This window comes from Achromobacter sp. ES-001 (genome assembly GCF_019448355.1).
Taxonomy (GTDB): Bacteria; Pseudomonadota; Gammaproteobacteria; order Burkholderiales; family Burkholderiaceae_B; genus Achromobacter; species Achromobacter spanius_B.
The window spans coordinates 1,324,960-1,348,652 of record NZ_CP079940.1 but is presented as its reverse complement, the minus strand read 5'-3'; the positions used below and the strand labels follow the sequence as shown (position 1 = coordinate 1,348,652).

The 23,693-nt window shown below is 64.4% G+C and carries 24 protein-coding genes; 10 read left to right on the top strand and 14 right to left on the bottom strand.

Going from position 1 to position 23,693, the window contains the following annotated elements; translation table 11 throughout:
• The first annotated feature begins 255 nt into the window (after positions 1 to 255).
• Together KYT87_RS06030 and KYT87_RS06025 are read left to right on the top strand one after the other, a co-directional pair.
• Positions 256 to 1,392, top strand: a complete 1,137-nt coding sequence (locus KYT87_RS06030; protein ID WP_219991845.1) for a C45 family peptidase — start codon at positions 256 to 258, stop codon at positions 1,390 to 1,392.
• Positions 1,393 to 1,427: 35 nt separating this feature from the next.
• The gene (locus KYT87_RS06025) at positions 1,428 to 2,999 is read left to right on the top strand and encodes an ABC transporter substrate-binding protein (protein ID WP_120154201.1); all 1,572 of its coding nucleotides are present in this window, start codon (positions 1,428 to 1,430) and stop codon (positions 2,997 to 2,999) included.
• Between the two features lie 100 nt (positions 3,000 to 3,099).
• Here the strand turns inward: KYT87_RS06025 and KYT87_RS06020 are convergent, their stop codons facing one another.
• The 9 genes from KYT87_RS06020 to KYT87_RS05980 form a co-directional block, all read right to left on the bottom strand.
• Positions 3,100 to 4,662: an ABC transporter substrate-binding protein gene (locus KYT87_RS06020; RefSeq protein WP_219991844.1), complete on the bottom strand. Its 1,563-nt coding sequence runs from the start codon at positions 4,660 to 4,662 to the stop codon at positions 3,100 to 3,102.
• Positions 4,663 to 4,863: 201 nt separating this feature from the next.
• Positions 4,864 to 5,484: a GntR family transcriptional regulator gene (locus tag KYT87_RS06015; protein WP_046802519.1), complete on the bottom strand. Its 621-nt coding sequence runs from the start codon at positions 5,482 to 5,484 to the stop codon at positions 4,864 to 4,866.
• An 83-nt stretch (positions 5,485 to 5,567) separates the two neighbouring features.
• Positions 5,568 to 7,223, bottom strand: a complete 1,656-nt coding sequence (locus tag KYT87_RS06010; protein WP_219991843.1) for an ABC transporter ATP-binding protein — start codon at positions 7,221 to 7,223, stop codon at positions 5,568 to 5,570.
• Positions 7,220 to 8,056: an ABC transporter permease gene (locus KYT87_RS06005; protein ID WP_046802517.1), complete on the bottom strand. Its 837-nt coding sequence runs from the start codon at positions 8,054 to 8,056 to the stop codon at positions 7,220 to 7,222. The genes KYT87_RS06010 and KYT87_RS06005 overlap by 4 nt, the downstream gene beginning before the upstream one ends.
• Positions 8,053 to 8,997, bottom strand: coding sequence for an ABC transporter permease (locus KYT87_RS06000; protein WP_120154195.1), 945 nt, complete (start codon positions 8,995 to 8,997; stop codon positions 8,053 to 8,055). The genes KYT87_RS06005 and KYT87_RS06000 overlap by 4 nt, the downstream gene beginning before the upstream one ends.
• 61 nt (positions 8,998 to 9,058) lie before the next feature.
• Positions 9,059 to 9,928, bottom strand: a complete 870-nt coding sequence (locus KYT87_RS05995; protein WP_219991842.1) for an alpha/beta hydrolase — start codon at positions 9,926 to 9,928, stop codon at positions 9,059 to 9,061.
• Positions 9,929 to 10,203: 275 nt separating this feature from the next.
• Positions 10,204 to 11,121, bottom strand: coding sequence for a DUF808 domain-containing protein (locus KYT87_RS05990; RefSeq protein WP_046802514.1), 918 nt, complete (start codon positions 11,119 to 11,121; stop codon positions 10,204 to 10,206).
• A gap of 113 nt (positions 11,122 to 11,234) precedes the next feature.
• Entirely contained in the window at positions 11,235 to 11,492 is a 258-nt protein-coding gene (locus KYT87_RS05985; protein WP_046802513.1) for a hypothetical protein, read from the bottom strand.
• Between the two features lie 40 nt (positions 11,493 to 11,532).
• A complete protein-coding gene (locus tag KYT87_RS05980) occupies positions 11,533 to 11,736 on the bottom strand; it encodes a cold-shock protein (RefSeq protein ID WP_006217928.1) in 204 nt (67 codons plus the stop codon).
• Between the two features lie 478 nt (positions 11,737 to 12,214).
• On the opposite strand from KYT87_RS05980, the gene KYT87_RS05975 reads away from it, so the two are divergent.
• On the top strand, positions 12,215 to 12,661 hold the full coding sequence (locus KYT87_RS05975; RefSeq protein WP_104142933.1) for a hypothetical protein: 447 nt from the start codon (positions 12,215 to 12,217) through the stop codon (positions 12,659 to 12,661).
• Positions 12,662 to 12,699: 38 nt separating this feature from the next.
• Here KYT87_RS05975 and KYT87_RS05970 read toward each other — a convergent pair whose 3' ends face one another.
• A complete protein-coding gene (locus KYT87_RS05970) occupies positions 12,700 to 13,041 on the bottom strand; it encodes a hypothetical protein (protein WP_046802511.1) in 342 nt (113 codons plus the stop codon).
• A gap of 119 nt (positions 13,042 to 13,160) precedes the next feature.
• Between KYT87_RS05970 and KYT87_RS05965 the strand changes: the two genes are divergently transcribed.
• Together KYT87_RS05965 and KYT87_RS05960 are read left to right on the top strand one after the other, a co-directional pair.
• Entirely contained in the window at positions 13,161 to 13,343 is a 183-nt protein-coding gene (locus tag KYT87_RS05965) for a type II toxin-antitoxin system HicA family toxin (protein WP_219991841.1), read from the top strand.
• A gap of 59 nt (positions 13,344 to 13,402) precedes the next feature.
• Positions 13,403 to 13,795, top strand: coding sequence for a type II toxin-antitoxin system HicB family antitoxin (locus tag KYT87_RS05960; RefSeq protein ID WP_219991840.1), 393 nt, complete (start codon positions 13,403 to 13,405; stop codon positions 13,793 to 13,795).
• A 72-nt stretch (positions 13,796 to 13,867) separates the two neighbouring features.
• Here KYT87_RS05960 and KYT87_RS05955 read toward each other — a convergent pair whose 3' ends face one another.
• Together KYT87_RS05955 and KYT87_RS05950 are read right to left on the bottom strand one after the other, a co-directional pair.
• The gene (locus tag KYT87_RS05955; RefSeq protein ID WP_104142929.1) at positions 13,868 to 14,608 is read right to left on the bottom strand and encodes an SDR family oxidoreductase; all 741 of its coding nucleotides are present in this window, start codon (positions 14,606 to 14,608) and stop codon (positions 13,868 to 13,870) included.
• Between the two features lie 36 nt (positions 14,609 to 14,644).
• Positions 14,645 to 15,985: a CitMHS family transporter gene (locus tag KYT87_RS05950; protein WP_104142927.1), complete on the bottom strand. Its 1,341-nt coding sequence runs from the start codon at positions 15,983 to 15,985 to the stop codon at positions 14,645 to 14,647.
• 190 nt (positions 15,986 to 16,175) lie between these two features.
• Between KYT87_RS05950 and KYT87_RS05945 the strand changes: the two genes are divergently transcribed.
• The 5 genes from KYT87_RS05945 (at position 16,176) to KYT87_RS05925 (ending at position 21,379) form a co-directional block, all read left to right on the top strand.
• The gene (locus tag KYT87_RS05945; protein ID WP_219991839.1) at positions 16,176 to 16,880 is read left to right on the top strand and encodes a response regulator transcription factor; all 705 of its coding nucleotides are present in this window, start codon (positions 16,176 to 16,178) and stop codon (positions 16,878 to 16,880) included.
• A gap of 2 nt (positions 16,881 to 16,882) precedes the next feature.
• On the top strand, positions 16,883 to 18,403 hold the full coding sequence (locus tag KYT87_RS05940) for a sensor histidine kinase (protein WP_219992601.1): 1,521 nt from the start codon (positions 16,883 to 16,885) through the stop codon (positions 18,401 to 18,403).
• Positions 18,396 to 19,493 (top strand): ABC transporter substrate-binding protein, encoded by a 1,098-nt coding sequence (locus KYT87_RS05935; RefSeq protein WP_219991838.1) that lies wholly within the window; start codon positions 18,396 to 18,398, stop codon positions 19,491 to 19,493. Before KYT87_RS05940 ends, KYT87_RS05935 begins: the two co-directional genes overlap by 8 nt.
• Before the next feature lie 338 nt (positions 19,494 to 19,831).
• Complete coding sequence (locus KYT87_RS05930) at positions 19,832 to 20,917, top strand: LuxR C-terminal-related transcriptional regulator (protein ID WP_219991837.1); 1,086 nt, start codon at positions 19,832 to 19,834, stop codon at positions 20,915 to 20,917.
• A 141-nt stretch (positions 20,918 to 21,058) separates the two neighbouring features.
• Complete coding sequence (locus tag KYT87_RS05925; RefSeq protein WP_219991836.1) at positions 21,059 to 21,379, top strand: DUF4148 domain-containing protein; 321 nt, start codon at positions 21,059 to 21,061, stop codon at positions 21,377 to 21,379.
• 30 nt (positions 21,380 to 21,409) lie between these two features.
• On the opposite strand, the gene KYT87_RS05920 is transcribed toward KYT87_RS05925, so the two are convergent.
• Both KYT87_RS05920 and KYT87_RS05915 read right to left on the bottom strand, forming a co-directional pair.
• Positions 21,410 to 22,465, bottom strand: a complete 1,056-nt coding sequence (locus KYT87_RS05920; protein WP_219991835.1) for a hypothetical protein — start codon at positions 22,463 to 22,465, stop codon at positions 21,410 to 21,412.
• Between the two features lie 153 nt (positions 22,466 to 22,618).
• Complete coding sequence (locus tag KYT87_RS05915) at positions 22,619 to 23,647, bottom strand: tripartite tricarboxylate transporter substrate binding protein (RefSeq protein WP_219991834.1); 1,029 nt, start codon at positions 23,645 to 23,647, stop codon at positions 22,619 to 22,621.
• Positions 23,648 to 23,693 lie beyond the last annotated feature (46 nt).

The following is a 23,693-nucleotide window of genomic DNA, read 5'->3' as shown; positions in this document are numbered from 1 at the left end:
CATGCCGGTTCGCGCGAGCGTCCCTGCTGTGGCACTTGCTGTGGCACCCGCTTTATCACCTACTTTGGCACCCGCTGTAGCACCCGCCGTGGCAAGCCCTTTGCCAACCGTCGCGCCGTGCGGATCTAGCCCGCACTGGGTAAACCCTGAGCAATATTGGCGCCAAAATAAGCTAACATTTTCGCAGCTTGCTTCCCTGCCTTTTTCCCCTTCCACCTCCCCGACCCCACGGCGCGCGGCGCCGCCTCCCCGTCCATGACCCAGATTCCCCAATTTCCTTTCGTATCGGTTTCCGGCACTCCCGAGGCCCGCGGCCGTTCCTACGGCCAGCAAGCTGCCGCGCGCGTGCGCAAAAGCGCCGCCATGTACGGCCAGACGCTGGTCGACCTGGGCTACGACGCCATGGCGCGCACCGAGCTCATCGCCCATTTCGCCCGCGAGATCGAAGCCTTTGCGCCGCACTACCTGGAAGAGATGCGCGGCATCGCCGCGGGCGCCGACGTGCCGTTCGAAGACATCGTGATGGTCAACGCGCGCACGGAAGTGGTGGCCAAGGCGCGCGCCGAAAAGAAGAAAGCGGCCGAACTGGAACCCGGCGACGGCTGCACCGGCGCGCTGATCCTGCCCACGCGTTCGGCCAACGGCAACCTGATCCATGGGCAGAATTGGGACTGGCGCGCGGAATGCGCCGAGACGGCCATCGTGCTGCGCGTGCGCAGCGACAACGGCCCGGACATCCTGACGTTCGTCGAAGCCGGTGGCCTGGCCCGCAGCGGCTTGAACAGCGCGGGCGTATCCATTACCGCCAACTATCTGGAGTCCGACCGCGACTTCCGCCAACTGGGCGTGCCGCTGTCGCTGATTCGTCGCAAGGTGCTGGAGCAGCAGCATTTCGCGCTGGCGATCAAGGCCGTGGCCACGACCGCCAAGTCCTGCTCGAACAACATCATGCTGGGCATGGCGGCAGGGTTTGGCGTGGACTACGAATGCACCACCGATGAAGCCTTTCCCATCTATCCGGGCAGCGACGACCTGATCGTGCACGCCAACCACTGGGTCAGCGAAGTAGCCTTGTCCAAGCTGCGCGACACCGGCCGCGCCAGCACGCCCGAAAGCGCGTACCGCGACTGGCGCGTACGCCGCTTGCTGAACGAGAAAACGGACTTGACGCGCGAGGACCTCAAGCGCGCGCTGTTCGATGATTTTGGCGCGCCCTATTCCGTGTGCCGCCCGCCGCGCCCCGGCAGCCACGACAATCTTTCCGCCACGGTCGCCATGGTGGTCATGGAGCCGGCCGTCGGCCTGATGGAAGTCGCGCCCCTGCCCGCGCTGAATCGTACGTTTACCCGCTATAGCCTGACCGCCGAACCCGAACTGCTGGCCGCCGCCTGATCCCTGACGCGCTGGCGCAACCGAAGGAAGTTCCAATGAAAAACCCCAATCTTGGCGCCGCGGTTGCGCTGGCGCTTGCCGGGCTGTCCGGCGCCGCCGGCCCCGTCAGCGCGCAGCCCGCCCCGCCGCTGCGCATTTCGATGACCGCCGACATCCGCTCCACCGAACCCGGCGTCAACCGCGACAGCAACAGCGACGCGGTCGTCATGCACATTGTTGAAGGGCTGGTGGCCTATGGCGAAGATGCCGAGGTGCGTCCGCTGCTGGCCAAATCGGTGGACATCAGCCCCGACGGCAAGACCTACACATTTACCTTGCGCGATGGAGTGACGTTTCACAACGGCAAGCCGATGACATCGGCCGACGTGCTCTGGAGCTGGCAGCACTACACCGCCGCGAATTCCGGCTGGCGCTGCGCCAGCGAATTCGACGGGCGCGGCAGCGTCAAGGTCACCCGCGTCGAGGCGCCCGATGCGCGTACCGTCGTCTATCACCTGGACAAGCCCACCAGCCTGTTCCTGGCATCGCTGGCGCGCATCGACTGCGGCGGCACCGGCATACTTTCGCGAGATTCAGTGGGCGCGGACGGCGCCTGGATCAAACCCATCGGCACCGGCCCTTTCGAGCTGGCCGAATGGAAGCGCGGCGAATACATCCGCCTGACCAGGTTCGCCGGCTACGCCAACCTGGACGGCAAGCGCGACGGCTACACCGGGTCCAAGCGCCCCCTGGTGGACGAAGTGCGCTTCATGATCGTGCCCGACGACTCCACCGCCAAAGCCGCCCTGCAACGCGGCAACATCGACATCATTGAAGACGTCTCCAACAACGACGTGCCGGTGCTGCAAAACACGCCGAACGTGAAGGTGGCCTATGCGCCGGTGATGAGCATGACGGCGCTGTTGTTGCAGACCAAAGACCCCGTGCTGGCCAACCCCAAGTTACGCCTCGCGCTGGCCCATGCCATCGACTACAAGCAGCTGGCGGCCGCCGTCACCGAAGGCCTGGCGCAGCCCAACAATTCCATCGTGCCGCTGGTGTCGCCTTACTACGATGCCGCGCAAAAGCAGGGGTGGGACTACGATCCGGCCCGGGCGGCAAAGCTGTTGCAAGAGGCCGGCTACAAGGGGCAGCCGCTGACGATCCTGACCACCAAGCGCTATCCGCAGTCGTATAACTCGGCCGTGATCGTGCAGGCGATGCTGCAAGCCGTGGGCATCAATGCGCAGTTGTCCGTTGTTGAATGGGCCACGCAGCTGGACCGCTATAACGCGGGCACCTACCAGATGATGACGTTCCCGTATTCGGCGCGCCTGGATGCGGCGTTGAACTACGAGATGGTGACGGGCGACAAGGCCAAGCAGCCGCGCAAAGTGTGGGACAACGCTGACGCCCTGAAGCTGGTGGAAGCCGCCTCGGTGGATTCCGACCGGGCCAAGCGACAGGCTTCATTTGATCAGCTGCACAAGCTGTTCCTGGCCGATGTGCCCAGCATCCCGCTCTACAACGGGCTGGACATCGGCGCGTTTCGCAGCAACATCAAGGGCTACCAGCCTTGGGCGGTGAAAAAGCCGCGCGCGTGGGAAGTCGAACGCGTCGGACCGTAACGCTACGCAGGGATGGGGCGGCGCAGCAAGGCCGTAGCGCCGCGCCGCCTCCCCGTTATCAGGGGCCTTCGCCCTTAATGGGCGCCGGCCCCTGCCCCGCTTACTTGGCGCCGACCACCTTGGTCTCCCAGGCGCGCGGCTTGCCTTCCCATACCGAGAAGCCCTCGACGCGCTTATTCGTTGCCCACGCGTCGGCGCCGTTATACAGCATCAGCATCGGCGTCTGTTCCAGCATCAGCGCATGCAGCTGATCGAACAGCGCCTGCCGCTTGGCCGGGTCGGACTCCAGGAAACTTTCGTCGATCAACTTCTGCGCCGCCGGGTCATCCCAGACCTTGCGCGGCTGCTTGGTCTTGTCGCCCGAGAACTGCTCGAAGCTTAACGAGGGGTCCAACCGCGACGAAAACGAGAACGAGCTGATCTGGTATTTGCCGGTGTTGTAGCGGTCCAGCTGCGTCGCCCATTCCAGCACTTCGATCTTGGCGTTGATACCCACCGACTGCATCATCGCCTGCGCGATCACCGCCACCTGGTAGCTGGGCACGTGGGCGCGCTTGTTGGCATAGATCACCACCGGCTCGCCCTTGTAGCCCGCTTCCTTCAGCAGCTGCTGCGCCCGCGCCGGGTCGTACTTGTAGCCCTTCTTCTCGGCGTCCTTGTAGTAGGCCGAGCCCGCGTAGACCGCGGAATTGTTCAATTGGCCCAGCCCTTCCGACGCGGCCGCCACCACCTGCGGAATGTCCAGCGAAGCGGCAATCGCCTGCCGCATCTTCACGTTCTTGAGCACCGGGTCCTGCGTCTGGAACAACAACACGTGCTTGACGGCGTCATGCGGGCTGAACACGGTCAGCGTCTTCACGCTTTTCAGTTCGCCGACGTCGGTGTTGGTGATCTGGCTGGCGTCAATGGCGCCGGACATCAGCCCGGCCTTGGACGTGGACGGGTCCGGCACCACCAGGAACTTCACCTCGTCCACCAGCGGGCGCTTTGATCCCACGTACCCATCCGGCTTCTCGCCCGAGGGCGACACGTAGTCCTTGAACGCGGTCAGCAGCGTGTATTCGCCGCGCTTCCATTCCTTGAACATGTACGGGCCGGTGCCGATCGGCTTGACCCACGAGCCGTCCGCCGCCACCGAGTCCCTGGAAATAATGGCGGTCATGCCGCAGTCCGTGCGCGCCAGGGAATCCAGGAACACCGCCGACTTGCGGTCCACCTTCATCACCACGGTCTTCGCATCCGGCGCGGTTACGTCGGTGACCTTCAGGCCATTGCGGCCGTCGAAGTCGCTGCGGCAGCGCCAGTCCGTCTTGGCATCCATGTAGCGCTGCCAGCTCCACAGCACATCCGCCGAGGTCAGCGAGGCGCCGTTATGGAATTTGACGCCGTCGCGCAATGTGAACGTATAGGTCAACCCGTCCGGCGACAAATCGACCGATTTGGCCAGCAAGGGGCCAACGGTGCCGTCTTCGCGGTAGCCGACCAGCCCTTCAACAATATTGAGCACCACGCCGTCGGTCGTGTTGTCGCGGTTGACACCCGGATTGGTCGAGCGGATGTCGGCCGGTTGCGCGATGGTCAACACGGCGGCGTGGACCGGAACGGCGGTGGCGGCAAGCGCCAGGGAGAGCGCAAGCGCTCTGGGTACGAAATGGTGGTGCATGCAGAAGACTCCCCGGCGTGCGGCGCAGATGTCACGCGTATTTTTGGCGCCAAAATAATCTGCTAATTATGGCGGCTCTGGCTTGTGCCGCCATACGGGGTATCCCTGAAGCAAAGCCACGGGCAAAAAAATGGCGGCCCCTTCGCAGGAAGGGCCGCCGCGATTCACGCCGCCGCAAGCAAACAGTTCAGCAGACAGCGATCAAGAAATATCCTGCCCGACGTGCTGCGAGATGATTTTCTGCAACCGCTTCACATCGCGCGCTTCCAGCGCATCCACCATGTCGAAGTGTTCACGCGCCGAGATTTCGATGCGCGATCGCGTCACCCATTCCTTGGCCGGCGCGGCGGGGCCGCGCGCCCGCGTGTCCTGGATCAACGCGGCCAGTTCGCGATTGCGGCACATGTCGTACATGGCCGCGTGAAACGCCAGGTTGACCTCGTACTGTTCCAACAAGGTGCCGTCTTGCAGCAGCTTGGCGAAACGTTCGGCCAGCGCGCGCAGCGCGCGTACCTTGGCGGCGGTGACGTTCGGCATCAAGTCCGCAGCCGCGCCGCTTTCCAGCAGTATGCGGATATCGCGGATCTGGTGATGCACGTCCGGGTCCATCGCGTAGACGTGATAGCCCCGATTCGGGATGTGCGCAATCAGCCGCTTGGCAGCCAATTGGTCCAGCGCCCGCCGCACGTCCAAACGCTTGGCGTCATAGCGCTCTTGCAGGTCGATCTGTTTCAACCAGGCGCCAGGACCATACACGCCCGACTGAATATCATGGGCAATACGGTCGACCAGGCCGGGTTGCGTCGCTGCCGTTTTCGGCATGGACCACTCCCGTCTATCAATTCCAAAGCGCGTATTTTAGGCGTAAGTCCTTGCAGGGAAAGCGGGGAGTTCCCCGCCCGCCATCAGGCGATGGCACGCATGGGTTCCTGCCCGTCCAGACGCCACCGCAGCCGCACGCCGCCGCTTTCGGTTGACTCCAGGGCGGGAATGGCTTGCAACAGGCTGCGCGTGTAGTCCTCTTGCGGGCGGTCGAAGACCGCGTCGCGCGAGCCTTGCTCCACAATCGCCCCGTTGCGCATGACCACCACGCGGTCCGCCACCTGTTCCACCACGCCCAGGTCGTGGCTGATGAACAGACACGAAAACCCGTGGCGTTCCTGCAAATCGGCAAACAGGTCCAGCACCTGCGCGCGCACCGTCACGTCCAGCGCCGACACGGGTTCATCGGCAATCACGAACGCCGGCCGGCGCACGATAGCGCGGGCAATGGCCACGCGCTGGCGCTGGCCGCCCGACATTTCGTGCGGAAAGCGCTTGGCGTATTCCGACCCCAGGCCCACTTCGGCCAGCACCTCGTCCACGCGGCGGCGCTTGTCCGCCGCCGACAGGTCGCCCACCATGCGCAGGCCCTCGCCCACCAGCTGGCCGATGGTCATGCGCGGGTCCAGCGACGAATACGGGTCCTGGAACACCATCTGGCAGTTCAGGCGATAGTCGCGCCATGCCGCCGAGCGGCGATCCACCGGCTGGTTGCGAAACAGGATCTGGCCGGACGTAGGCGCAAGCAGCCCGGCAATGGCGCGGCCCAAGGTGGTCTTGCCCGAGCCCGATCCGCCCACCACGGCCACCACTTCGCGCGGCTTGACGTGCAGGTCGATGCCGTCCAGCGCGCGCTTGGCGCCGGTGCGCGAGAACAGGCGCTGATGGTCCGCGTAGTCCACCACCAGGTTCCTGACTTCAACAATGGGCGCTTCCTGCGTCAGCTTGCGGGCCGGCAGGCGGCGCGGCATGGCGTCCAGCAGCTTGCGCGTGTAGGGGTGCCGCGGGCGTTCCAGGATGCTCGCGGTCGTGCCGGCTTCCAGCACTTTGCCGTGCTGCATGACAACCATGCGCTCGGTGTAGCGCGCCACCATCGGCAGGTCGTGGCTGATCATCAGCACCGCCGTGTTGTGTTCGCGGGTCAGGTCAACCATCAGTTCCAGCACGTCGCGCTGCACCACGGCGTCCAGCGCGGTGGTGGGCTCGTCGGCGATCAGCAGCGCTGGCTCCAGCAACATTACCGAGGCCAGCATCATGCGCTGGCGCATGCCGCCGGAAAACTCGTGCGGCCAAGCGTCCATCGCCCCTTTGGGGTCGCTGATGCCCACGCGGCGCAGCATTTCAAGAATGCGCTCGCGGCGTTGCGCGGGCGACATCGCGCGGCGATGCAGTTTCAAGCCTTCGTCCAGTTGCCGGCCGATGGGCATGGACGGGTTCAGCGACGTCATGGGTTCCTGGAACACCATGCCGATGCGGGCGCCGCGCAGCTTGCGCAGCACTGCCGCCTGGGCCTGGGTGACGTCCACGCCTTCGAACAGGATGGCGCCGCCCGCCACCACCAGCGGCGCGGGCGTCAGCCCCATGATGGCGCGCGCGGCTTGCGTCTTGCCGCTGCCCGACTCGCCCACGATGCCGACCATTTCGCCGGGCGCGACGTCAAACGACACCCCGCTGACGATCTCGCGGCCGCCCTGCCCGACCGTCAGCGTCAGGTTCGATACGGATACCAGTGCGCTCATTGCACGCCCCTCATGCGGGGGTCGAGACGGTCTCGCACCGCGTCGCCCAACAGGTTGATGCCCAGCAGCGCCAGCGCGATGGCCAGGCCGGGAAGAATGGACAGATAGGACGCCTGCGCCATGAACGGGCGCGCGGCGGCCAGCATATTGCCCCAGGTGGGCGCGGGCGGCGGCACCCCCAGGCCCAGGAAGGACAGCGCGCTTTCGGCCAGGATCACCCAGCCGAACATCGACGTGGCCAGCACGGTCAGGGGCGCCACGCAGTTGGGCAGCACGTGTCGGAACATCGTGTAGAGCTCGGAATTGCCCAGCACGCGGGACGATTCGATGAACTCTTTTTCACGCAGCGACAACACCGTGCCGCGCACGATGCGCGTTACCGACGGCGTGTACGCCAGGCCCAGCGCCAGGATGATGCCGTACTTGTTCGCGCCCACCACGGCCAGCAGCCCCAACGCCAGCAACAGGCCGGGAAAGGCCAGCAGCGCATTGTTGAAGGCCATGATGATGCGGTCGGTCCAGCCGCGCACAAAGCCGGTCAACGTGCCGATGGCGGTGCCCACGACGATGGCGAAGGTCACCGTCAACAGGCTGATCCACACACTGCTTGATGCGCCGGCCAACAAGCGCGAAAGCTCGTCGCGGCCGAACTCGTCGGTGCCCAGCAGGAAGTCGCCGCCGGGCGGCTTCAGGCGCGAGAGGAAGTTGATCTTCAGCGGGTCATGCGGCGTCCAGAAAGTGCCCATCAGCGCCGCGACGATCATCGCCCCGACGATCAGGCCACCCAGGAGCGCGTTGGCGGGAATTCGCCTTTTCGGAATTCGCGTTTTCATTCGGCGGTTACTCTCGGGTCGAAGAGGGGATAGCACAGGTCGATCAGCAGGTTCACCACCACGTAGACCACGCCCACGAACAACAAACAGCCCTGGATGACGGGGTAGTCGCGCGCAAAGATGGAATCGACCAGCAGGCGTCCCAACCCGGGGATGGTGAACACGGTTTCCACCACGGCGATGCCGCCCAGCAGATTGCCCAGCACCAGGCCGATCAGCGTCCAGGTCGGGCCGAACGCGTTGCGAAACGCGTGGCGCATCAGCACGGCGGATTCGGACAGCCCCTTGGCGCGCGCGTGGGTGATGTAATCCAGCCGCAGCACTTCCAGCGTGCTGGCGCGCGCCATGCGCATCAGCACACCGATCTCGTGCAGGAACAAGGTCAGGATCGGCATGGCCAGGTACAGCAGACCGGCCTTCCAGTCTTCCCCGATCGACACATAGCCCACCACGGGCAGCCACTGCAATTTCAGGCCGAAGAAGATCAACAGCAGCAGGCCGAGCCAGAACGTCGGGATCGACACCAGCAGCGTGGCCGAGCCCACCAGGAACAGGTCGGGCCATTTGTTCTGCTTCCAGGCGGCGATCATGCCGGCCGGCACCGCGACCAGCGCGGCGAACACCACGGCCACCAGCACCACGCGGCCGCTGATCAGGAAGCGGTCCCACACCAGCGCCAGCACGGGCTGGCCGGTGTTGATGGACGCCCCCAGGTCACCGTGCAGCATGTTGCCGAACCAGATGCCGAACTGGGTCAGCCAGGTCTGGTCCAGGCCCAGCCGCGCCCGCAGGTCCGCCAGCGCGGCCGGCGTTGCCAGGTCGCCCAGCAGTAGTTGGGCGGGGTCGCCCGGGATCAGCCGGATCATCACGAATACCGCCACCGCCACGATCAGCAGGGTCGGCACAGCCATGACAATTCGGGATAGCGCGAAACGCAGCATGGCCCTCTCCTATTCCTGGACGCGACGGCGCGGGCGGCCAAGGCGCCCGGCTTGCGCGATTTCAGTTTTCTGCATTGCGCCGCTTGCGCAGCGCGCGCGCCAGAAAGTCCTGCACGTGGCCGACACACTTCAGGCCGTCGTGCGGCACGTTGTCCACCAGGTCCAACACAGCTTTCACACCGGCCGATTCGAATGAGCGGCGCAGCGATTCCAACCGTTCGGGGCGCGTCTTGCCGGCGTCATTGGCGCCGGCCATGAAGAACTTGCCCCCTTCGCGATGCGTGATTTCCCACGTTTCCAGGTCCGCCTTGCCGACAATCATGTGCACCGCCACCTGCTTGAGCGCTTCGATGTCCACACCCTTGCCAAAGCGCGTCTCGGCATCGCGCACGCCCACCCACCAGTCCTGGCTGGGGTCCAGCAGCGTCACCGAGCCCGGTGCGCCAATCGACACGGCCCACAGGCGTTCGGGATGCAGGTAGGCAAAGCGGTTCACGAATTGGCCGCCGCCGGAATAGCCGAACAGGCCGAACTTGTCGAAGCGCAAGCCGAACTTCTCGCCCACTTCGGCCACCATGTCCAACAGGATCTGGTCGTAGCGGATGTCGCCTTCACGCAGTTGCTTGAAGCCGTCGCGGTTACCGTCGCCCAGCGGTCCCACCGGAAACAGCGGGCACAGCACGATGCAGTCGTTCCAGCGGGCGAACTCCGAGAAGGCGTCGCGGTATTCCACAAAGGCGCGGCCCGTACCGTGCATGATGACGACGAGTTCCATGGGGTGCCTGGCCGTGTCGATATGCGGCGGCACGTACATGCAATAGGAAAAACGCGGGTCGGTGCGCGCGGCGAACACCGTGCTGTGGCCCAGGTCGTAGATGGCCCGAGCCATGGCGGCGTCGGGAGTCAGAGCGATAGCTGCGTTGGACTGCATGATTTCCTCATCTCCATGGCCGTTACACGCGGGCGCATGGTGGCTGCCAGATCGAAATAATGATCACATAAATTGGCGCCAATTTTAGGAGGATGCGGTTCAAGGCAACAAGGCAGGGGATTCCCTAGGCTAGGGAGATGGCGGGCGGGTTTGCCATCCCGGCGATCGCGCGGGTGGCGGCTGGCGGCTGGCGGCTGGCGGCTGGCGCGTGGCGGGTGGCGCGTGGCGGCAGCGCGGGCGCCACGCGCGCGGCACGCTGCCTTCGCCGCGTCAGGTCAGTGCTTTTTGAAGATCCGCTTGACGGCGGTGACCACGCCCAGCACCACGGCGCCGGCCACCACGCCAAACAGTGCGTTCAGCACGGTGGACGTCAGCGCCTGCACCATGGCGCCCCCGCCGACAGCGGCCGCGGCGTGTTCGACGGCCGCGTGCACGGGGGGAATGCCGTGCGTGAGAATGGCGCCGCCCACCATGAACATGGCCGCGGTGCCTACCACCGACAAGGTCTTCATCAGATACGGCGCGGCGCCGACGATGCCGCGCCCCAGCCATGCCACGGCTTGCGCGCGCTTTTGGCTCAGGTGCAGGCCCAGGTCGTCCAGCTTGACGATGCCGGCCACCAGGCCATAGACGCCTATGGTCATGGCGATGGCAATGATCGACAACACGGCCACCTGGCGCGTGAAGTCGGCGCCGGCCACCGCGCCCAGGCTGATCACGATGATTTCCGCCGACAGGATGAAGTCGGTTCGCACCGCGCCCTTGATCTTGCTGCGTTCGAACGCCACCATATCCACCGACTCGTCCTGCAAGGCCTGGGCACGCGCGGCGTGGCTGCCTTCGTCGGACTCGTCATGCGGCAGAAACTTGTGCGCCAGTTTTTCAACGCCCTCAAAGCAGAGAAATGCGCCACCCAGCATCAGCAGCGGCGTCACCAACCACGGCACGAACGCGCTGATCAGCAGCGCCGACGGCACCAGGATCAGCTTGTTGATGAACGATCCCTTGGCCACTGCCCACACCACAGGCAGTTCCCGGTTGACCGGCACGCCGGTTACTTGCTGAGCGTTCAGCGCCAGGTCGTCGCCCAGCACGCCGGCGGTTTTCTTGGCCGCCACCTTGGTCATCACCGACACGTCATCCAGAATGGTGGCGATGTCATCGAACAATGCGAAGAAACTGCTACCAGCCATCAAGCATCCCCTGTGCTTTTTAGGTGTTCAGAGTTTACAGGCGGCCGTACAAATGAAAAGGCCGCCCATTGGGGCGGCCGGTCGGCAAGCGGGCAGCGTCGCACTGCGGGGAATCAAGATGGCCGGGCATGGGCGTCAACGACAAGCCGTCCGTGGTTGATCGCCGCATCCACCGCCATGCCGGGGCTGGATACAAACCCGCCCGATTCAAACAGCGGTACGGCGTGATGTTCGTTGAGCTGGTCGCGGTCAGCGGCCAATTCAACTGCCACGGTAGCCGTAAATGCCGGGCTGCCGGTGCCGCCAACGACGATCCGCGACACGTTCGCGGTAAGCCGATAGCCCTTGTAAACCATATTATTGTGAAACATATAACCCCCTAATTGGAAAAAAGGCCCAATGGGCCTTTATTCACAGAGCGCGGATTTGAGTGGCGTGGGGGCCCTTGGCGCCCTGTGCGGTCACGTAGCTGACGCGCTGGTTTTCGACCAGCACTTTGTGTCCGTCGCTCACGATTTCCGAGAAGTGTGCAAATAAATCCTTGCCGCCGTTCTCGGGCATGATGAAGCCAAATCCTTTTGCGTCGTTAAACCACTTCACGATTCCGGTTTCCATAATCTCATTCCTTTAAATGCGGGCACTGCCCGCGAAGATGAGCCTATCAAGGAAAGGACAGCGAACAATGTAGCGCCACGTGGGCAGCAAGACCGGACGAAAATCACGATGCTCGAAAAGCTTCAATCCCACTATGGGTGCAGCGGTCGGCAAAGTCAATTAGCGTTTCCAATTACTGGATTCATCCCGCGCGCGTTGAATAATGCTCGATTAACGACAAAATGATGCCAACGGTTAGCCGCGTATTAAGCGGCTTTTTCCCCCATGGGCACATCGGCAAATACGCGTGAACGATAAAGCGCGTATGCTCGCGCCATGGTGCTTTGAACGTGCGTTGCCTCGCCGTATCGCCATACAGGAGTATGGCCTTGCGTCATCATTGCCCGCGCACCGCGCACATTTGCTCGCCTGCGGAATTTTCCGCGCGCAAAATCGCCACCGGCTCAGCTCGCACAATTGTGCGAATCGTGAATCCCGCGTGAGCGCCATCAAAAAGTCGATCGCCCGATTCGCCAACGCCTTCGTCAAGCTGCTTCCGTCCGCGCCCCCGCCCCGGGGCAACCCTGCGCAGCGCGACGGCCAGCGCAATGTGGCTCGCGACCATGCCGCGGTGTCCTCGCCGTGGCGCATCTACCGAATCTATGCACGCCCCGGGCATCTGCTGATGCGCAATGAACAAGGCCGCATTCTTGATCTGGGCGTCATGAAGGGCGAAGAGCCGAACCTGACTTACCGCCTGTTCGCGCGCGACCTGCAAGGCAAGGGTTTCGCCACGCGCACGCTGCTGCTGGACGACATCGCGCGCCGCATCGAAGCCGGCGAAGTCAGCACGGAACTCTTGGACCTGTCCGACTGGGACCAGCCACTGGGCGCCGACCTGGACCGAGGCACCCACACCGACGTGTCGATGAAGCTGGGCCGCTAGGCCGCCAGGCCGGCACGCGCCCTGCCCGGCGCGCCCGCTTATTTCTTCAGCTGCGCTTCCACGCACATATTGATGACGCCGTTGACCAGCTTTTCGATGCGGTCACGCTCGGGACCTTTTTCGTCCGTGACCAGCATGCGGTCATACGCGGTGTAGTCCTTGATCGGCACCGACTTCTGCAAACCGTCCAGCACGCAGCTGCAATACGTTGCCGAACGCGCGTCCACATCCGGCAGCGCCCCGGCGCTTTTCTTAAAGCCTTCCACGCACGAGCTATAGGTCACAAGGCGTATGCCTTCGGGGTACTCGTTCTTCTTGCCACAACCGGCAAGCCCCGCCAATACCACAACCCCCGCCACTGCCCACCCCATACGCCGCATGAACCGCCCCTGTTGAACTATTGAACGGCGTGCATTTTGGCATAGGGCTGTCATTACACCAGGACCTGTTTGTCCCTGTTGGCGACCTTTTCAACTTTCCGATGTGTATGGTAAGCATCATGGACAGCCGCGAAATCATCAGACAGCTCCGCCTGGCGGGTTGGGTCTACCGCAACGCGAGAGGCTTGCAACACATTTATGTCCACCCGCCAAAGCCCGGACATATCAGCGTGCCCCATCCGAAAAAGGATTTGGGAATCGGCTTGGTCGCCAAGCTGCTGACGCTGGCAGGACTGAAGTAGACCGCTCGCGGCGCTACGGCTGGCGCCTTTGGCTTCTTCAAGGCTTACCAAGGAACCTCATGAAATACCCCATCGCCATAGAGCCCGACAGCGACACGCAAGCGTGGGGCGTGGTCGTACCGGATCTGCCTGGCTGCTATTCCGCATCCGACACGGGCATTGACGATGCCATCGAAAGTGCCAAAGAAGCGATAGCGCTCTGGATCGAAACAGCACTGGACACTGGCGCCGCCGTGCCACCGCCAGGAAGCATCGCGGCTCATCAAGCCAATCCGGAATTCGCCGGGTGGGTCTGGGCCATAGTCGACATCGACCCCGCCGTGATGGACGACACGATCGAACGCGTCAATATCACGCTGCCGCGCCGCATCCTGGCCAGAATCGATGCGAAGGCCCGCGCCGCCGGCGAAAGCCGATCGGGCTACATCGCGCAGCTGGCCTTGACGCACTAAGCCCGGTTACGCTCGGGCCAGACTTGCAAGCTTGCCCGGCCGGGGCTGTCCGGCGCGCGGGCCAACGTCAACTCAACTCATATAAACGCCGCCGTTGATGGCGTAGTTGGCGCCCGTTACGAAGGCGGCCTCGTCCGAGGCCAGCCAGGCGCACAGGCCCGCCAGGTCCTGCGCGGTGCCAAGCCGGCCGACGGGCACGCTTTCGATGATGCGGTCCAGCAGCGCCGGGGGAAATGCCTTGACGGTGTCGTCGGCGATGAAGCCGGGCGACACCAGGTTTACCGTCACGCCGCGCGCCGCCACTTCCTGGGCCAGCGATCGCGTGAAGCCGATCACCGCGCCTTTGGCGGTGGCAGTGTTGATTTGCCCGATCTGGCCTTTTTCCGCGGCGACCGAGCCGATGTTGATGACGCGCCCCCAGCCCCGGTCCGCCATGCTGTCGACCACCTGCTTGGTGCTGTTGAACAGCGTGTCCAGGTTGCTGCGCAAAACGGCCGCCCAGTCGGCATAGCTCATCTGGCGAAAGCGCATGTCCAGCATGGAACCGGCGTTGTTGACCAACACGTCGATCTCGCCGACTTCGCGCCGCACCTTGGCAAACGCCGCTTCGGTGGATGCCCAGTCCGTGGCGTCGCCCTCGGACGCCACGAAGTCATACCCCAGGGACTTCTGCTCTTTCAACCAGCTATCGCGGCGCGATGAACGCGGTCCGCAGCCGGCCACCACGCGGTGTCCGGCGCGATGCAGCGCCTGGCAGATCGCGGTGCCCGTGTGGCCCATTCCGCTGGTGACATAAGCGATACGCAAAGCCATGACCTTCCTTTATCAACGTGCGGCGTGCGCCGCGAATCAGCCGACCGATCCCATCAACGGGAACAGGCCGAACGCCAGGGCGGCAGCCAGCATCACCATGCAGACCAGGGTGGCCCACTTGAGCGCATAGCGCTGGTGATCGCCGAATTCCACGCCCGCCAGGCCCACCAGCAGGTAGGTGGACGGCACCAGCGGGCTAAGCAAATGCACCGGCTGGCCAATGAGGGACGCGCGCGCCATTTCCACTGCCGAAATGCCATAGCCCTGCGCGGCTTCGCTCAGGATGGGCAGCACGCCGAAGTAGAAGGCATCGTTCGACATGAAAAACGTGAACGGCAGGCTGACCAGCGCGGTAATGCCCGCCAGATAGGGACCCATCGCGTCCGGGATCACGGCCAGCAGGCTGCGGGACATGGCTTCCACCATGCCCGTGCCGGACAGGATCCCCGTGAAGATCCCCGCCGCGAAAATCAGCGACACCACCGACAGCACATTGCCCGCATGCTGCGCAACGCGGCGGCGCTGCTCGGCCAGGTTCGGATAGTTGATGATCAGCGCAATCGCAAACGCAATCATGAACAGCACCGGCAGCGGCAGGATGTTCATCACCAGGCTGACCATCAGCGCCAGCGTCAACCCGGCATTCACCCACAGCAGCTTGGGGCGGCGCAGGTCGTGATCGACTTCGATCTCGGGCAGATTCTTGGGGCCGTCCTCGTCATAGCCGGCATGCAGCGAGGCGCCGTCCGGCAGCGACAGCACGCCCAGGCGGCGCCGTTCTTTCAGACCCAGGAAGAACGCCAGCATCAGCAGCGACACGATGGCCACGCCCATCACCGGCACCAGCGGAATGAAGATATCGCCCGCGTCCACGTGCAACGCGCTGGCGGCGCGCGCCGTCGGCCCGCCCCACGGCGTCAGGTTCATGATGCCGCTGGCCAGCATCGCCAGGCAGGTCATGGACAACGCGTTCATCTTCAGGCGGCGGTACAGGGGCAACATCGACGCCACCACGATCATGTAGGTGGTCGAGCCGTCGCCGTCCAGCGAAATCACCAGCGCCAGCACCGTGGTGCCCACCACGATTTTCAACGGGTCGCCCTTCACGGCGCGCAGGATGCGGCCGACGATGGGGTCGAACAGCCCCGCATCGATCATCACCCCGAAGTACAGGATGGCAAACATCAGCATCACGCCGGTAGGCGCGATCTTGCGGATACCGTCCAGCATCATCTTGTCGATGCCGGCGCCAAAGCCGCCCAGCAACGCAAAAATAATAGGGACAAGGATAAGGGCGACCAACGGCGACAGGCGCTTGGTCATGATCAGCGTCATGAACGTGATCACCATGCCGAAGCCAAGCAGGGTCAGAAGCATGAGGGGGTATCTCCGACTAATCGTTGTTATGTTTGACGCTGCCTCCAGCAAGGGAAGCAGGAGCCGAAGACTAGGAATAAAAGCTGTCTGGAACCTGTCGTTTTTGGAAATCCGACGCCCTGTTTCAACCCGCCGCCCCACCCCCGCGAAGCCCGAAAATCGGCCGGCTCCGGGCAGCTACAATCGGCCGATGCGCATCCTGGTAATCGAAGACGACGAGGATCTGGCCGACGCCCTTGTCCGCCGGTTGCGCCGTCTTGGCCACGCCGTGGACCTGCAACGCGACGGGCTTAGCGCCGATGGCGTGCTGCAATACGAAACCTTCGATCTCGTCATCCTGGACATCGGCCTGCCGCGCATGTCGGGCTTTGACATCCTGCACCGGCTGCGCGACCGTGGCAGCAAGACGCCGGTATTGGCGTTGACCGCCCGCATCGACATCGAAGACCGGGTTCACGCCCTGGATACCGGCGCCGACGACTACCTGGCCAAGCCGTTTGATTTCCGCGAACTGGAAGCCCGCTGCCGTGCCCTGCTGCGCCGCCCCATTGCGCAGGCCACGGGTGTGCAGCGCTTTGGCGAGCTGGTCATCGACAGCGCCGCGCGCCACGTGTCGCTGGCCGGACAGCGCATCGACCTGCCCAAGCGCGAATACAGCCTGCTGGAGATCCTGTTGGCCGGGATGAACCGCGCCGTCAGCAAAACAGAAATCGCCAACAAGCTGTTCGCCTTCGATGACGATGCCGCGCCCAACGCCATCGAGGTCTACATCGCCCGCCTGCGCCGCAAGCTGGAAGGGTCGCCGCTACGCATCGAAACGCAGCGCGGCACGGGTTACCTGCTGACCTCGACAACGCCGCCGGACAGCCCCTCGCCCCACTCGCAGCAGGATTGACCGTGCAGCCTGGCCGCATTTCAGTCCGCCGCCGTCTGCTGGCCATGCTGCTGGGCTTGTTTGCCGTCGGCCTGGCCGCGCTGTATCTGCTGGTGCGCGGCTACGCCCAGCAAACCGCCGACACGACTTACGATCAACTGCTGCGCGCCTCGGTCCTGTCCATGGCCGACAGCCTGCAACTGGTGCAGGGCGAATGGCAGATGGACATGCCCTATGCCGCCCTGGCCTTGCTGGAACAGGCCCCGCGCGACCGGGTGTTCTATCGCGTTGCGACCGGCGCCGGGTCCCTGGTTTCCGGTTATGACCTGCCCGCCGCGCCCGAACGTACCGAGGCGGCCGATACGCCGCAGCTGTACACGTCCCGCTACCAGGGCGAGCCCGTGCGCGTCGCGTGGATGGAACGCAAGATCGCCGGCCCGCGCAACGCCGAGGCCGCCGTGATTCAGGTGGCGCAAACGCGCGAAGCGCGCAACGCATTGGCCGACAGCATCTTGTGGCAAGGCACCCTGGCGCTGATCGGGTTCACCGGTGCGGCGCTGGCGCTGGCCTATTGGGGGCTACGGCGTTCCTTGTCGCCCATCCAGCGCATCGAACGGGAACTGGCCGCGCGCAGCGCGTCCGACCTGCATCCCATCGCGGCGCCCGTGCCCGAAGAACTGGACACGCTGGTGCAATCGCTGGACGGCTTCATGGCGCGCCTGTCCGACAACCTGGACACGCTGCGCCTGTTCATCGCCGAAGCCGCACACCAGCTGCGCACGCCGCTTGCCGCGCTACACGCCCAAATGGAAGTGGCTCTGGACGAAGAAGACCCAGGCGAGCAACGCCGCAGCCTGCTGGCGGTGCTGCGCAACGCCGAAAAGCTGTCGCGGCTGGTCAACCAGCTGCTTAGCGACGCCAGCGTCATCCACCGCAGCAACGTCAAGCAGTTCCAGCCCGTGGACCTGGCCGAGCTGCTGCGCCAAGCGACTTACGACACCGTGCCGCAAGCCGATCCCATTCCCGATGTGCGCCTGCACCTGCCTGCCGCCGGCGCAAGCCCGGCACCACGCTTCCCGGGCGACAGCCTGATGCTGCGCGAAGCCTTCAAGAACCTGATCGACAACGCGCTGCGCCACGGATCGGTTGGCAAGGGGGATGCCGGCGTAGCGCGGGGCGAGGAGGGGGACGGGAGCATCGACGTATCCAAAGACGGCCACATCGAAGGGCGCATAGAAAGCCGCATAGAAAGCCGCATCGAAGACTCCGCCCACGACCACATCGACATCACGCTGGACCAACATGGCAGCGGCTGGCGCGTCACCGTTGCCGACCACGGGCCGGGCATCCCACCCGCCCTGGCCAACACCGCTTTCGAACGTTTCGCCCGCGGCCCCAACCCCCGCACGCCCGGCGCGGGGCTGGGCCTGTCCATCGTCAAACGCGTCGTCGACATCCATCAGGGCACGCTCAGCCTCAGCAACCGCGTGGGCGGCGGCCTGGAGGCGGTGATCGTCTTGCCGGCGGAGCGTCGCGATGCGTGACGCACGTACCTGGCACTGGGCCAAAAGGCTGCTTGGCGCGGCCGCCCTGCTGCTGCTCAGCGGGGCTCATCCCGCCACGCAGGCCGCCGAAGTCAGCCGCGACGGCCTTACACTGGGGCCGGCCGACAGCAGGCAGGTGCTGGTGCTGCACGCGTCCAACAGCGTGCAGGTCTTCAAGGGCGTGCTGGAAGACTTCAGCCAGATGAACCCTGGCATCCGGCTGGAATACACCGAACTATCCACGCAGCAGCTTTACCAGGACACGGTGGATCGCGCCAAAGAAGACGCCTTGACCAAGCGTGGCCCCGATCTGATCATCAGCAGCGCGATGGATTTGCAGACCAAGCTTGTGAACGACGGCTACGCCCAAGCCCATGTCTCGCCGCACACCCGCGCCCTGCCCGCCTGGGCGAACTGGCGCGACGAGGTGTTCAGCATTGGCACCGATCCCATCGTCATGGTCTACAACACCGACAAGCTGGATGCCGCGCGCGCCCCGCACACGCGCCGCGAGCTGCTGTCCCTGTTGCAAGCGCCCGACCGGCCGTTGGCGCAAAGCATATCGACGTACGACGTGCAAGGCAGCGGCATCGGCTATCTGGCCGCCACGCAGGACACGCGGCTGGACAGCATGGCGGGCGCACTGCTGGCCGCGTTCGGCCGCAACGGCGTCACTACGCATCAGTCCACCGAAGACGCGCTGGACAAGCTGGAGCGCGGCGAGGTTACGCTGGCGTACAACCTGCTGGAATCCTATACGCGCCACCGCATCGACCAGGGCGCCAGGCTTGCCATCATCTATCCGCAGGACTACACGCTGATGCTGTCGCGGTCGGCCATCATTCCGAAACAGGCGCCGCGCGGTGACCTGGGTGCGTTGCTGCTGGATTACCTGCTTTCGCCGCGGGGGCAGGAGATGCTGGCCAAGCAATCCGGCATGCGGCCCGTCAACGCGTCGGTCATCGCCGAAGCGGGCGTGCGCCCCATGGCGCTGGGCGTCGGGCTGCTGGTGTACCTGGATGCGCTGAAAAAACGCCACTTCCTGGATCTCTGGCGCGCGGCCATCCTCGCGCCCACCGACGCGCGCTGAACGCCTGGTGATGGAACTGACCCGGTGCGCTTGCACCGTTGGCGCGGGCATGCCGTCGCCACGGCCACGCAGGCACATGGAATTTGCCCACTATCGCAAATTCGCGAGCATAATTTCCGTTGGGGCCAACGGCATCCGCCTGCTTTCTCCAACGCCGTCCCCGCACTGATCCGGTTTCCGCCAGCGCATCGCCGCTGCGCGATGGCAAGGCAGCACCGTACCGGCTCCCGTAGCCGCGCCCGTTTTCGCACCTGTAGCCGCACCCGTAGCCGCGCCGCGCAGCCGCCCCCTGGTGGTACGCAGCAACGCCTTTGCGATTCAGCCCCGTTGGAGACACCATGGTCGAGCATCAGCTAGCCTTCACGCGCGCGATGGACGCCGTACAACACCTGGCCGATCCCAATCCCCCCTGGCAGGACATTCTGCGCACCGCGCGCGATCTGGTAGGCGCGGACAGCGGCACATTGATCGTCTTTGACGCGCGCAACCATCTTTCAAACCTGTCCGCGATCGGTTTCTCGGACGCCTGCTTTGCCGACTACCAGGGGCACTACTACCGTCACGACGTGCTGGAGCGCGATTCGCGTCACGCCCCGGCCGGCACCTGGCTGGACACCGCGCGCATGTATAGCCGTTCGCAGCTGCAACGCACCGAGTTTTACGCCGACTTCATGCTCAAGCACCGCATGGCGCAAATCCTGTCGCTGATCGTCGAATCCAACGCCGTGCTGCACGCATCGATCGGGTTCCAGCGTTCCACGGTCGACCCCAAGGCCAGCGAACGCTTGCAGTCTGGCAATTTCGGCCAATATTTCCGCACCCTGCAAAGCCATTTGGGTCAACGGGAAAAAGCGTTGTCCATTGGTTGGAAGTCGGTGGAAAGCGCGTTCTCGGAAGTCAACGAGGCGGTGCTGCTCATCAACCAGGACGGCATGGTGAACAAGATGTCGGCGCTTGCCCGGCAGCTGCTGGACGAGGCCCGCGGCTGGCGGGTCCAGGGCGGCAAGCTGCGCCACGCCGATTCCAAATGCCAGCGTCTGTTCGACGCCCACTGCGCCGCGGCGTTTCGCGATGGCCATTCCCGCTCGCTGGCCACCACCACGGGCTGGGGCGAATTTCATTGGATGGACATCAGCGTCGCGCCCGATTCATTGAGCCTGATCGGCGGCCGCCTGCTGCTGGCCCGGCTGCGCCGCAAAAGCGCGTTCGCCATGCCCGACGTCGACAAGCTGGAGTCCGTGTTCGGCATCACCCACGCCGAAGCCGCCGTGCTGGCGGGCCTGGCGGCCGGCCACAGCGTCGAAGAAATCGCCACGCTGCGTCAGTCGTCGGTGCTGACGGTGCGCAAGCAGGTCGCGTCCCTGCTCAACAAGATGGAATGCAGCCGGCAGGCGGAACTCGTCAGGCTGGCTTCACTGCTGTAACGCGCCACGCCCGCCCGGTAGCCGTCCGGTCGGCCCGAGCAGGCGTAATCAATCTTGGGTATGCGGTGGGCACCCATGCGGCCCTACGATGAGTCCGAAGCCATGAGAGGGAGGGGTCGCTCTCGTTATTAAGGATTCATCATGAAGACGATTCATCTGTTCAGCGCCCTTGCCCCCACCGCCTTGATCGCGGCCACGCTGCTATCCAGCCCCGCCCACGCCCAGCAGGCAGTTGCGCCCACCACCGCCACGCCGGGACCGAATATCGCCCTGACCCGCGACGACGTCATGCGCGACCTGGCCGCGTGGCGCGAATCCGGCGTCGAAAGAAACTGGAATAGCGACAACACGCCGGACATCAACAGCCCGGAATACATCGCCAGCTACAGGAAGTACGTGGACATGGTGCACCCGAGCAATGCCGTGCCGCCCATGCAGTCGCAGAGTACGGGCAAGTGGTAGGGCAGCAAAAATCCATTCCCGCGATGACGCTCAAGCCAGGTAAGACGCGACTTCTTCCGTCGTCAAATACCGCTTGAACGTCATCGATGGCGCTTGCGCGTCGTGAATGGCGCCGTTGAAGCCGGACCAGTTTCGCTTTGTGCCTTCGTCCGTTTCCAGTGCGATCAGCACGGGCCTGCCGTGCCGGGCCATGTTGTGACGCAAGGCCGCTTCGCCCCAGGCCCACAGCATGGGCTGAGTCAGTTCGCCGTTGGTGTAGGCGCCGGCTTGCAGCCATTGAAAATCCGCCGAGTCCCGGTCCATGTCTGGCTGACGGGCAGGAATGTCGCGTTTGACTTGCAGGGCTTGTGCATGCTCGCCAATCAGGATTTGCAGCAAGGTGAAAGCGTGAAAGCTATTGTTGACGCCATGCGCTCGCGCCACGAATCCGGTTTTTGACGTGGGCAAGACCACCACAAGCTCGTCGACATAACTGATTTGCGACGCCAGCCACAAAAAATGCAGCTCTTCAAACGGAAAACTGTCGTTGGTTGTGGCCATGGGATGCAGCAGCGCCATCAGGCTGGTGTCCGCGATAAATGCTTCATGGTTGCGCTGACTGCGCATCAGCATCGCCATCATCGGCAGGACAAGCACGTCAACGGCCTGCTGCAAGGATTCCACTTCCCAGCGCGTGTCCAACGGCACGGCGGCCAGCTCTGCCTGCGCGTCAACCCACGCCTTGCGGTCGGCCTGGTCCACCTCTTCGTCGTCCTCGTCCACTTCCTGCGCGCAATAGGGCCGCAGCGTGCGCAACCACTGGCGAAGCAGCGCATGCAGGCTGTCGAACAGAATGGCCGGATCGGCGCCGTCCTCAACCATGGATCCGCATAGCAGGGCCAGGGCCGACGCCCGGTTCGGGTGCAGGTCGGGAAGAAGCGTGGCGCACGCCAACAGGTTCGCCGACGTGTAAGCCGGGTCCTGGCTCTGCGCATAGAAGGCGCGGACTTCGGCGTGGTCGAAGAACTGCTCCAGGGTGTCCAGGTCGTCGGCGGATTGGACGGGCACGGAAAGGACGCTGGCGAGATCGGCGAAAGGGGTCGGCATGCGCAGCCTTTGGAATATTCGGAAGGGGTCGCGGAAACATAGACGAGGATTCCTCCATTGGCAACACCGCGCTTGATGTCGCAAACGACGCGCATCCGCAGGCAGCTCTCCGACACCTATTTCCCGACCTTTCCTCCGTGCGTCTCCCTATCCCTACTCCCCCCTGATCCCCGCCCCCTCCACCACCTGGGCCCAGTTCTCGATCTGCGCCGATACCCATTGCCTGGCCCCTGCGCTTCCCGCGAACGGCGCGCCCAGACCCAGGCTTGCAATGCTGCGTGAAAACTCCGGCATGGCGTAGACGGCCGCCAGGCTTTCATCCCATTTGCGAGCGATGTCGGGCGGCATGCCTTGCGGCGCCATGATGAGGAAGGCGAAGGCGGCGTCAAAGTCTTTCAGCGATTCCACGCCCACGCTGCGCAGGGCCGGCACGCCCGGCAGGTCGGGGTCCGGTTCGCGAGCCGAGATGGCCAGCGCGCGCACCTTGCCTGCCTGCACATGAGCCTGCACCGCCGAGGCGGCCAGGAAGCCGGCCTGGATCTGGTTGCCCAGCAACGCGTTGACCGCGCCGGCGCTGCCCCGGAACGGGATGTGCGTGGTATTGATGCCGGTGGCCAGCTTCAGTTTTTCAAACGCCAGGTTGCCGGGGCTGCCGTAGCCGGCTGACGAATAGGTCACCGCGTTGGCCTTGGCATAACGCAGGAACTCATCCACGGTGGCAACGCCCAAGTCGGGCCGCACCGTCAGCGCCAGGCCGAAGCTGCCGGCGATGCTCAGCGGCTCAAGCAGCCGCAAGTAAGTGGCGCCGGCGTCCTTGAAAACGTGCGGATTGACGGTCATCAAGGTGTCCAGCGTCATCAGCAGCGTGTAGCCATCGGGCGCGGCATTGGCCACCGCCTTTGCGCCGACGTTACCGGACGCGCCGGGGCGGTTTTCGACAATGATCGTCTGGCCCATCAGTTTGCTGGCGTGCATCGCGATGGCGCGGGCGCCGATGTCCAACGGCCCGGCGGGCGAGGAATTGACGATGAGCCGGATGGGCCGGGACGGGTAGTCGGCCGGGGCGGCCCTGGCCGTTGACCCAGGGGCTGCAACAAGCATTGCCGCGACAAGCAAGGCGACAACACGGGCTGCAAGAGACGAGACTGCGACAAACCACAAGCGCTTGAACGGGTGACTCATGTTGCTCTCCGGTGTGGCGGCGGCCGGCTGGCCACCGCCTTTGGTC

What these genes read in the sequence shown, in the direction of transcription:
- KYT87_RS05985 (WP_046802513.1), bottom strand. Translation starts at nt 11,492, where the DNA reads ATGTTTCACAATAATATGGTTTACAAGGGCTATCGGCTTACCGCGAAC.
- KYT87_RS05995 (WP_219991842.1), bottom strand. Translation starts at nt 9,928, where the DNA reads ATGCAGTCCAACGCAGCTATCGCTCTGACTCCCGACGCCGCCATGGCT.
- KYT87_RS06000 (WP_120154195.1), bottom strand. Translation starts at nt 8,997, where the DNA reads ATGCTGCGTTTCGCGCTATCCCGAATTGTCATGGCTGTGCCGACCCTG.
- KYT87_RS06005 (WP_046802517.1), bottom strand. Translation starts at nt 8,056, where the DNA reads ATGAAAACGCGAATTCCGAAAAGGCGAATTCCCGCCAACGCGCTCCTG.
- KYT87_RS06030 (WP_219991845.1), top strand. Translation starts at nt 256, where the DNA reads ATGACCCAGATTCCCCAATTTCCTTTCGTATCGGTTTCCGGCACTCCC.
- KYT87_RS05925 (WP_219991836.1), top strand. Translation starts at nt 21,059, where the DNA reads ATGAAGACGATTCATCTGTTCAGCGCCCTTGCCCCCACCGCCTTGATC.
- KYT87_RS06025 (WP_120154201.1), top strand. Translation starts at nt 1,428, where the DNA reads ATGAAAAACCCCAATCTTGGCGCCGCGGTTGCGCTGGCGCTTGCCGGG.
- KYT87_RS05990 (WP_046802514.1), bottom strand. Translation starts at nt 11,121, where the DNA reads ATGGCTGGTAGCAGTTTCTTCGCATTGTTCGATGACATCGCCACCATT.
- KYT87_RS06020 (WP_219991844.1), bottom strand. Translation starts at nt 4,662, where the DNA reads ATGCACCACCATTTCGTACCCAGAGCGCTTGCGCTCTCCCTGGCGCTT.
- KYT87_RS05935 (WP_219991838.1), top strand. Translation starts at nt 18,396, where the DNA reads ATGCGTGACGCACGTACCTGGCACTGGGCCAAAAGGCTGCTTGGCGCG.
- KYT87_RS05965 (WP_219991841.1), top strand. Translation starts at nt 13,161, where the DNA reads ATGGACAGCCGCGAAATCATCAGACAGCTCCGCCTGGCGGGTTGGGTC.
- KYT87_RS06010 (WP_219991843.1), bottom strand. Translation starts at nt 7,223, where the DNA reads ATGAGCGCACTGGTATCCGTATCGAACCTGACGCTGACGGTCGGGCAG.
- KYT87_RS05970 (WP_046802511.1), bottom strand. Translation starts at nt 13,041, where the DNA reads ATGCGGCGTATGGGGTGGGCAGTGGCGGGGGTTGTGGTATTGGCGGGG.
- KYT87_RS05915 (WP_219991834.1), bottom strand. Translation starts at nt 23,647, where the DNA reads ATGAGTCACCCGTTCAAGCGCTTGTGGTTTGTCGCAGTCTCGTCTCTT.
- KYT87_RS05980 (WP_006217928.1), bottom strand. Translation starts at nt 11,736, where the DNA reads ATGGAAACCGGAATCGTGAAGTGGTTTAACGACGCAAAAGGATTTGGC.
- KYT87_RS05960 (WP_219991840.1), top strand. Translation starts at nt 13,403, where the DNA reads ATGAAATACCCCATCGCCATAGAGCCCGACAGCGACACGCAAGCGTGG.
- KYT87_RS05945 (WP_219991839.1), top strand. Translation starts at nt 16,176, where the DNA reads ATGCGCATCCTGGTAATCGAAGACGACGAGGATCTGGCCGACGCCCTT.
- KYT87_RS05920 (WP_219991835.1), bottom strand. Translation starts at nt 22,465, where the DNA reads ATGCCGACCCCTTTCGCCGATCTCGCCAGCGTCCTTTCCGTGCCCGTC.
- KYT87_RS06015 (WP_046802519.1), bottom strand. Translation starts at nt 5,484, where the DNA reads ATGCCGAAAACGGCAGCGACGCAACCCGGCCTGGTCGACCGTATTGCC.
- KYT87_RS05930 (WP_219991837.1), top strand. Translation starts at nt 19,832, where the DNA reads ATGGTCGAGCATCAGCTAGCCTTCACGCGCGCGATGGACGCCGTACAA.
- KYT87_RS05955 (WP_104142929.1), bottom strand. Translation starts at nt 14,608, where the DNA reads ATGGCTTTGCGTATCGCTTATGTCACCAGCGGAATGGGCCACACGGGC.
- KYT87_RS05950 (WP_104142927.1), bottom strand. Translation starts at nt 15,985, where the DNA reads ATGCTTCTGACCCTGCTTGGCTTCGGCATGGTGATCACGTTCATGACG.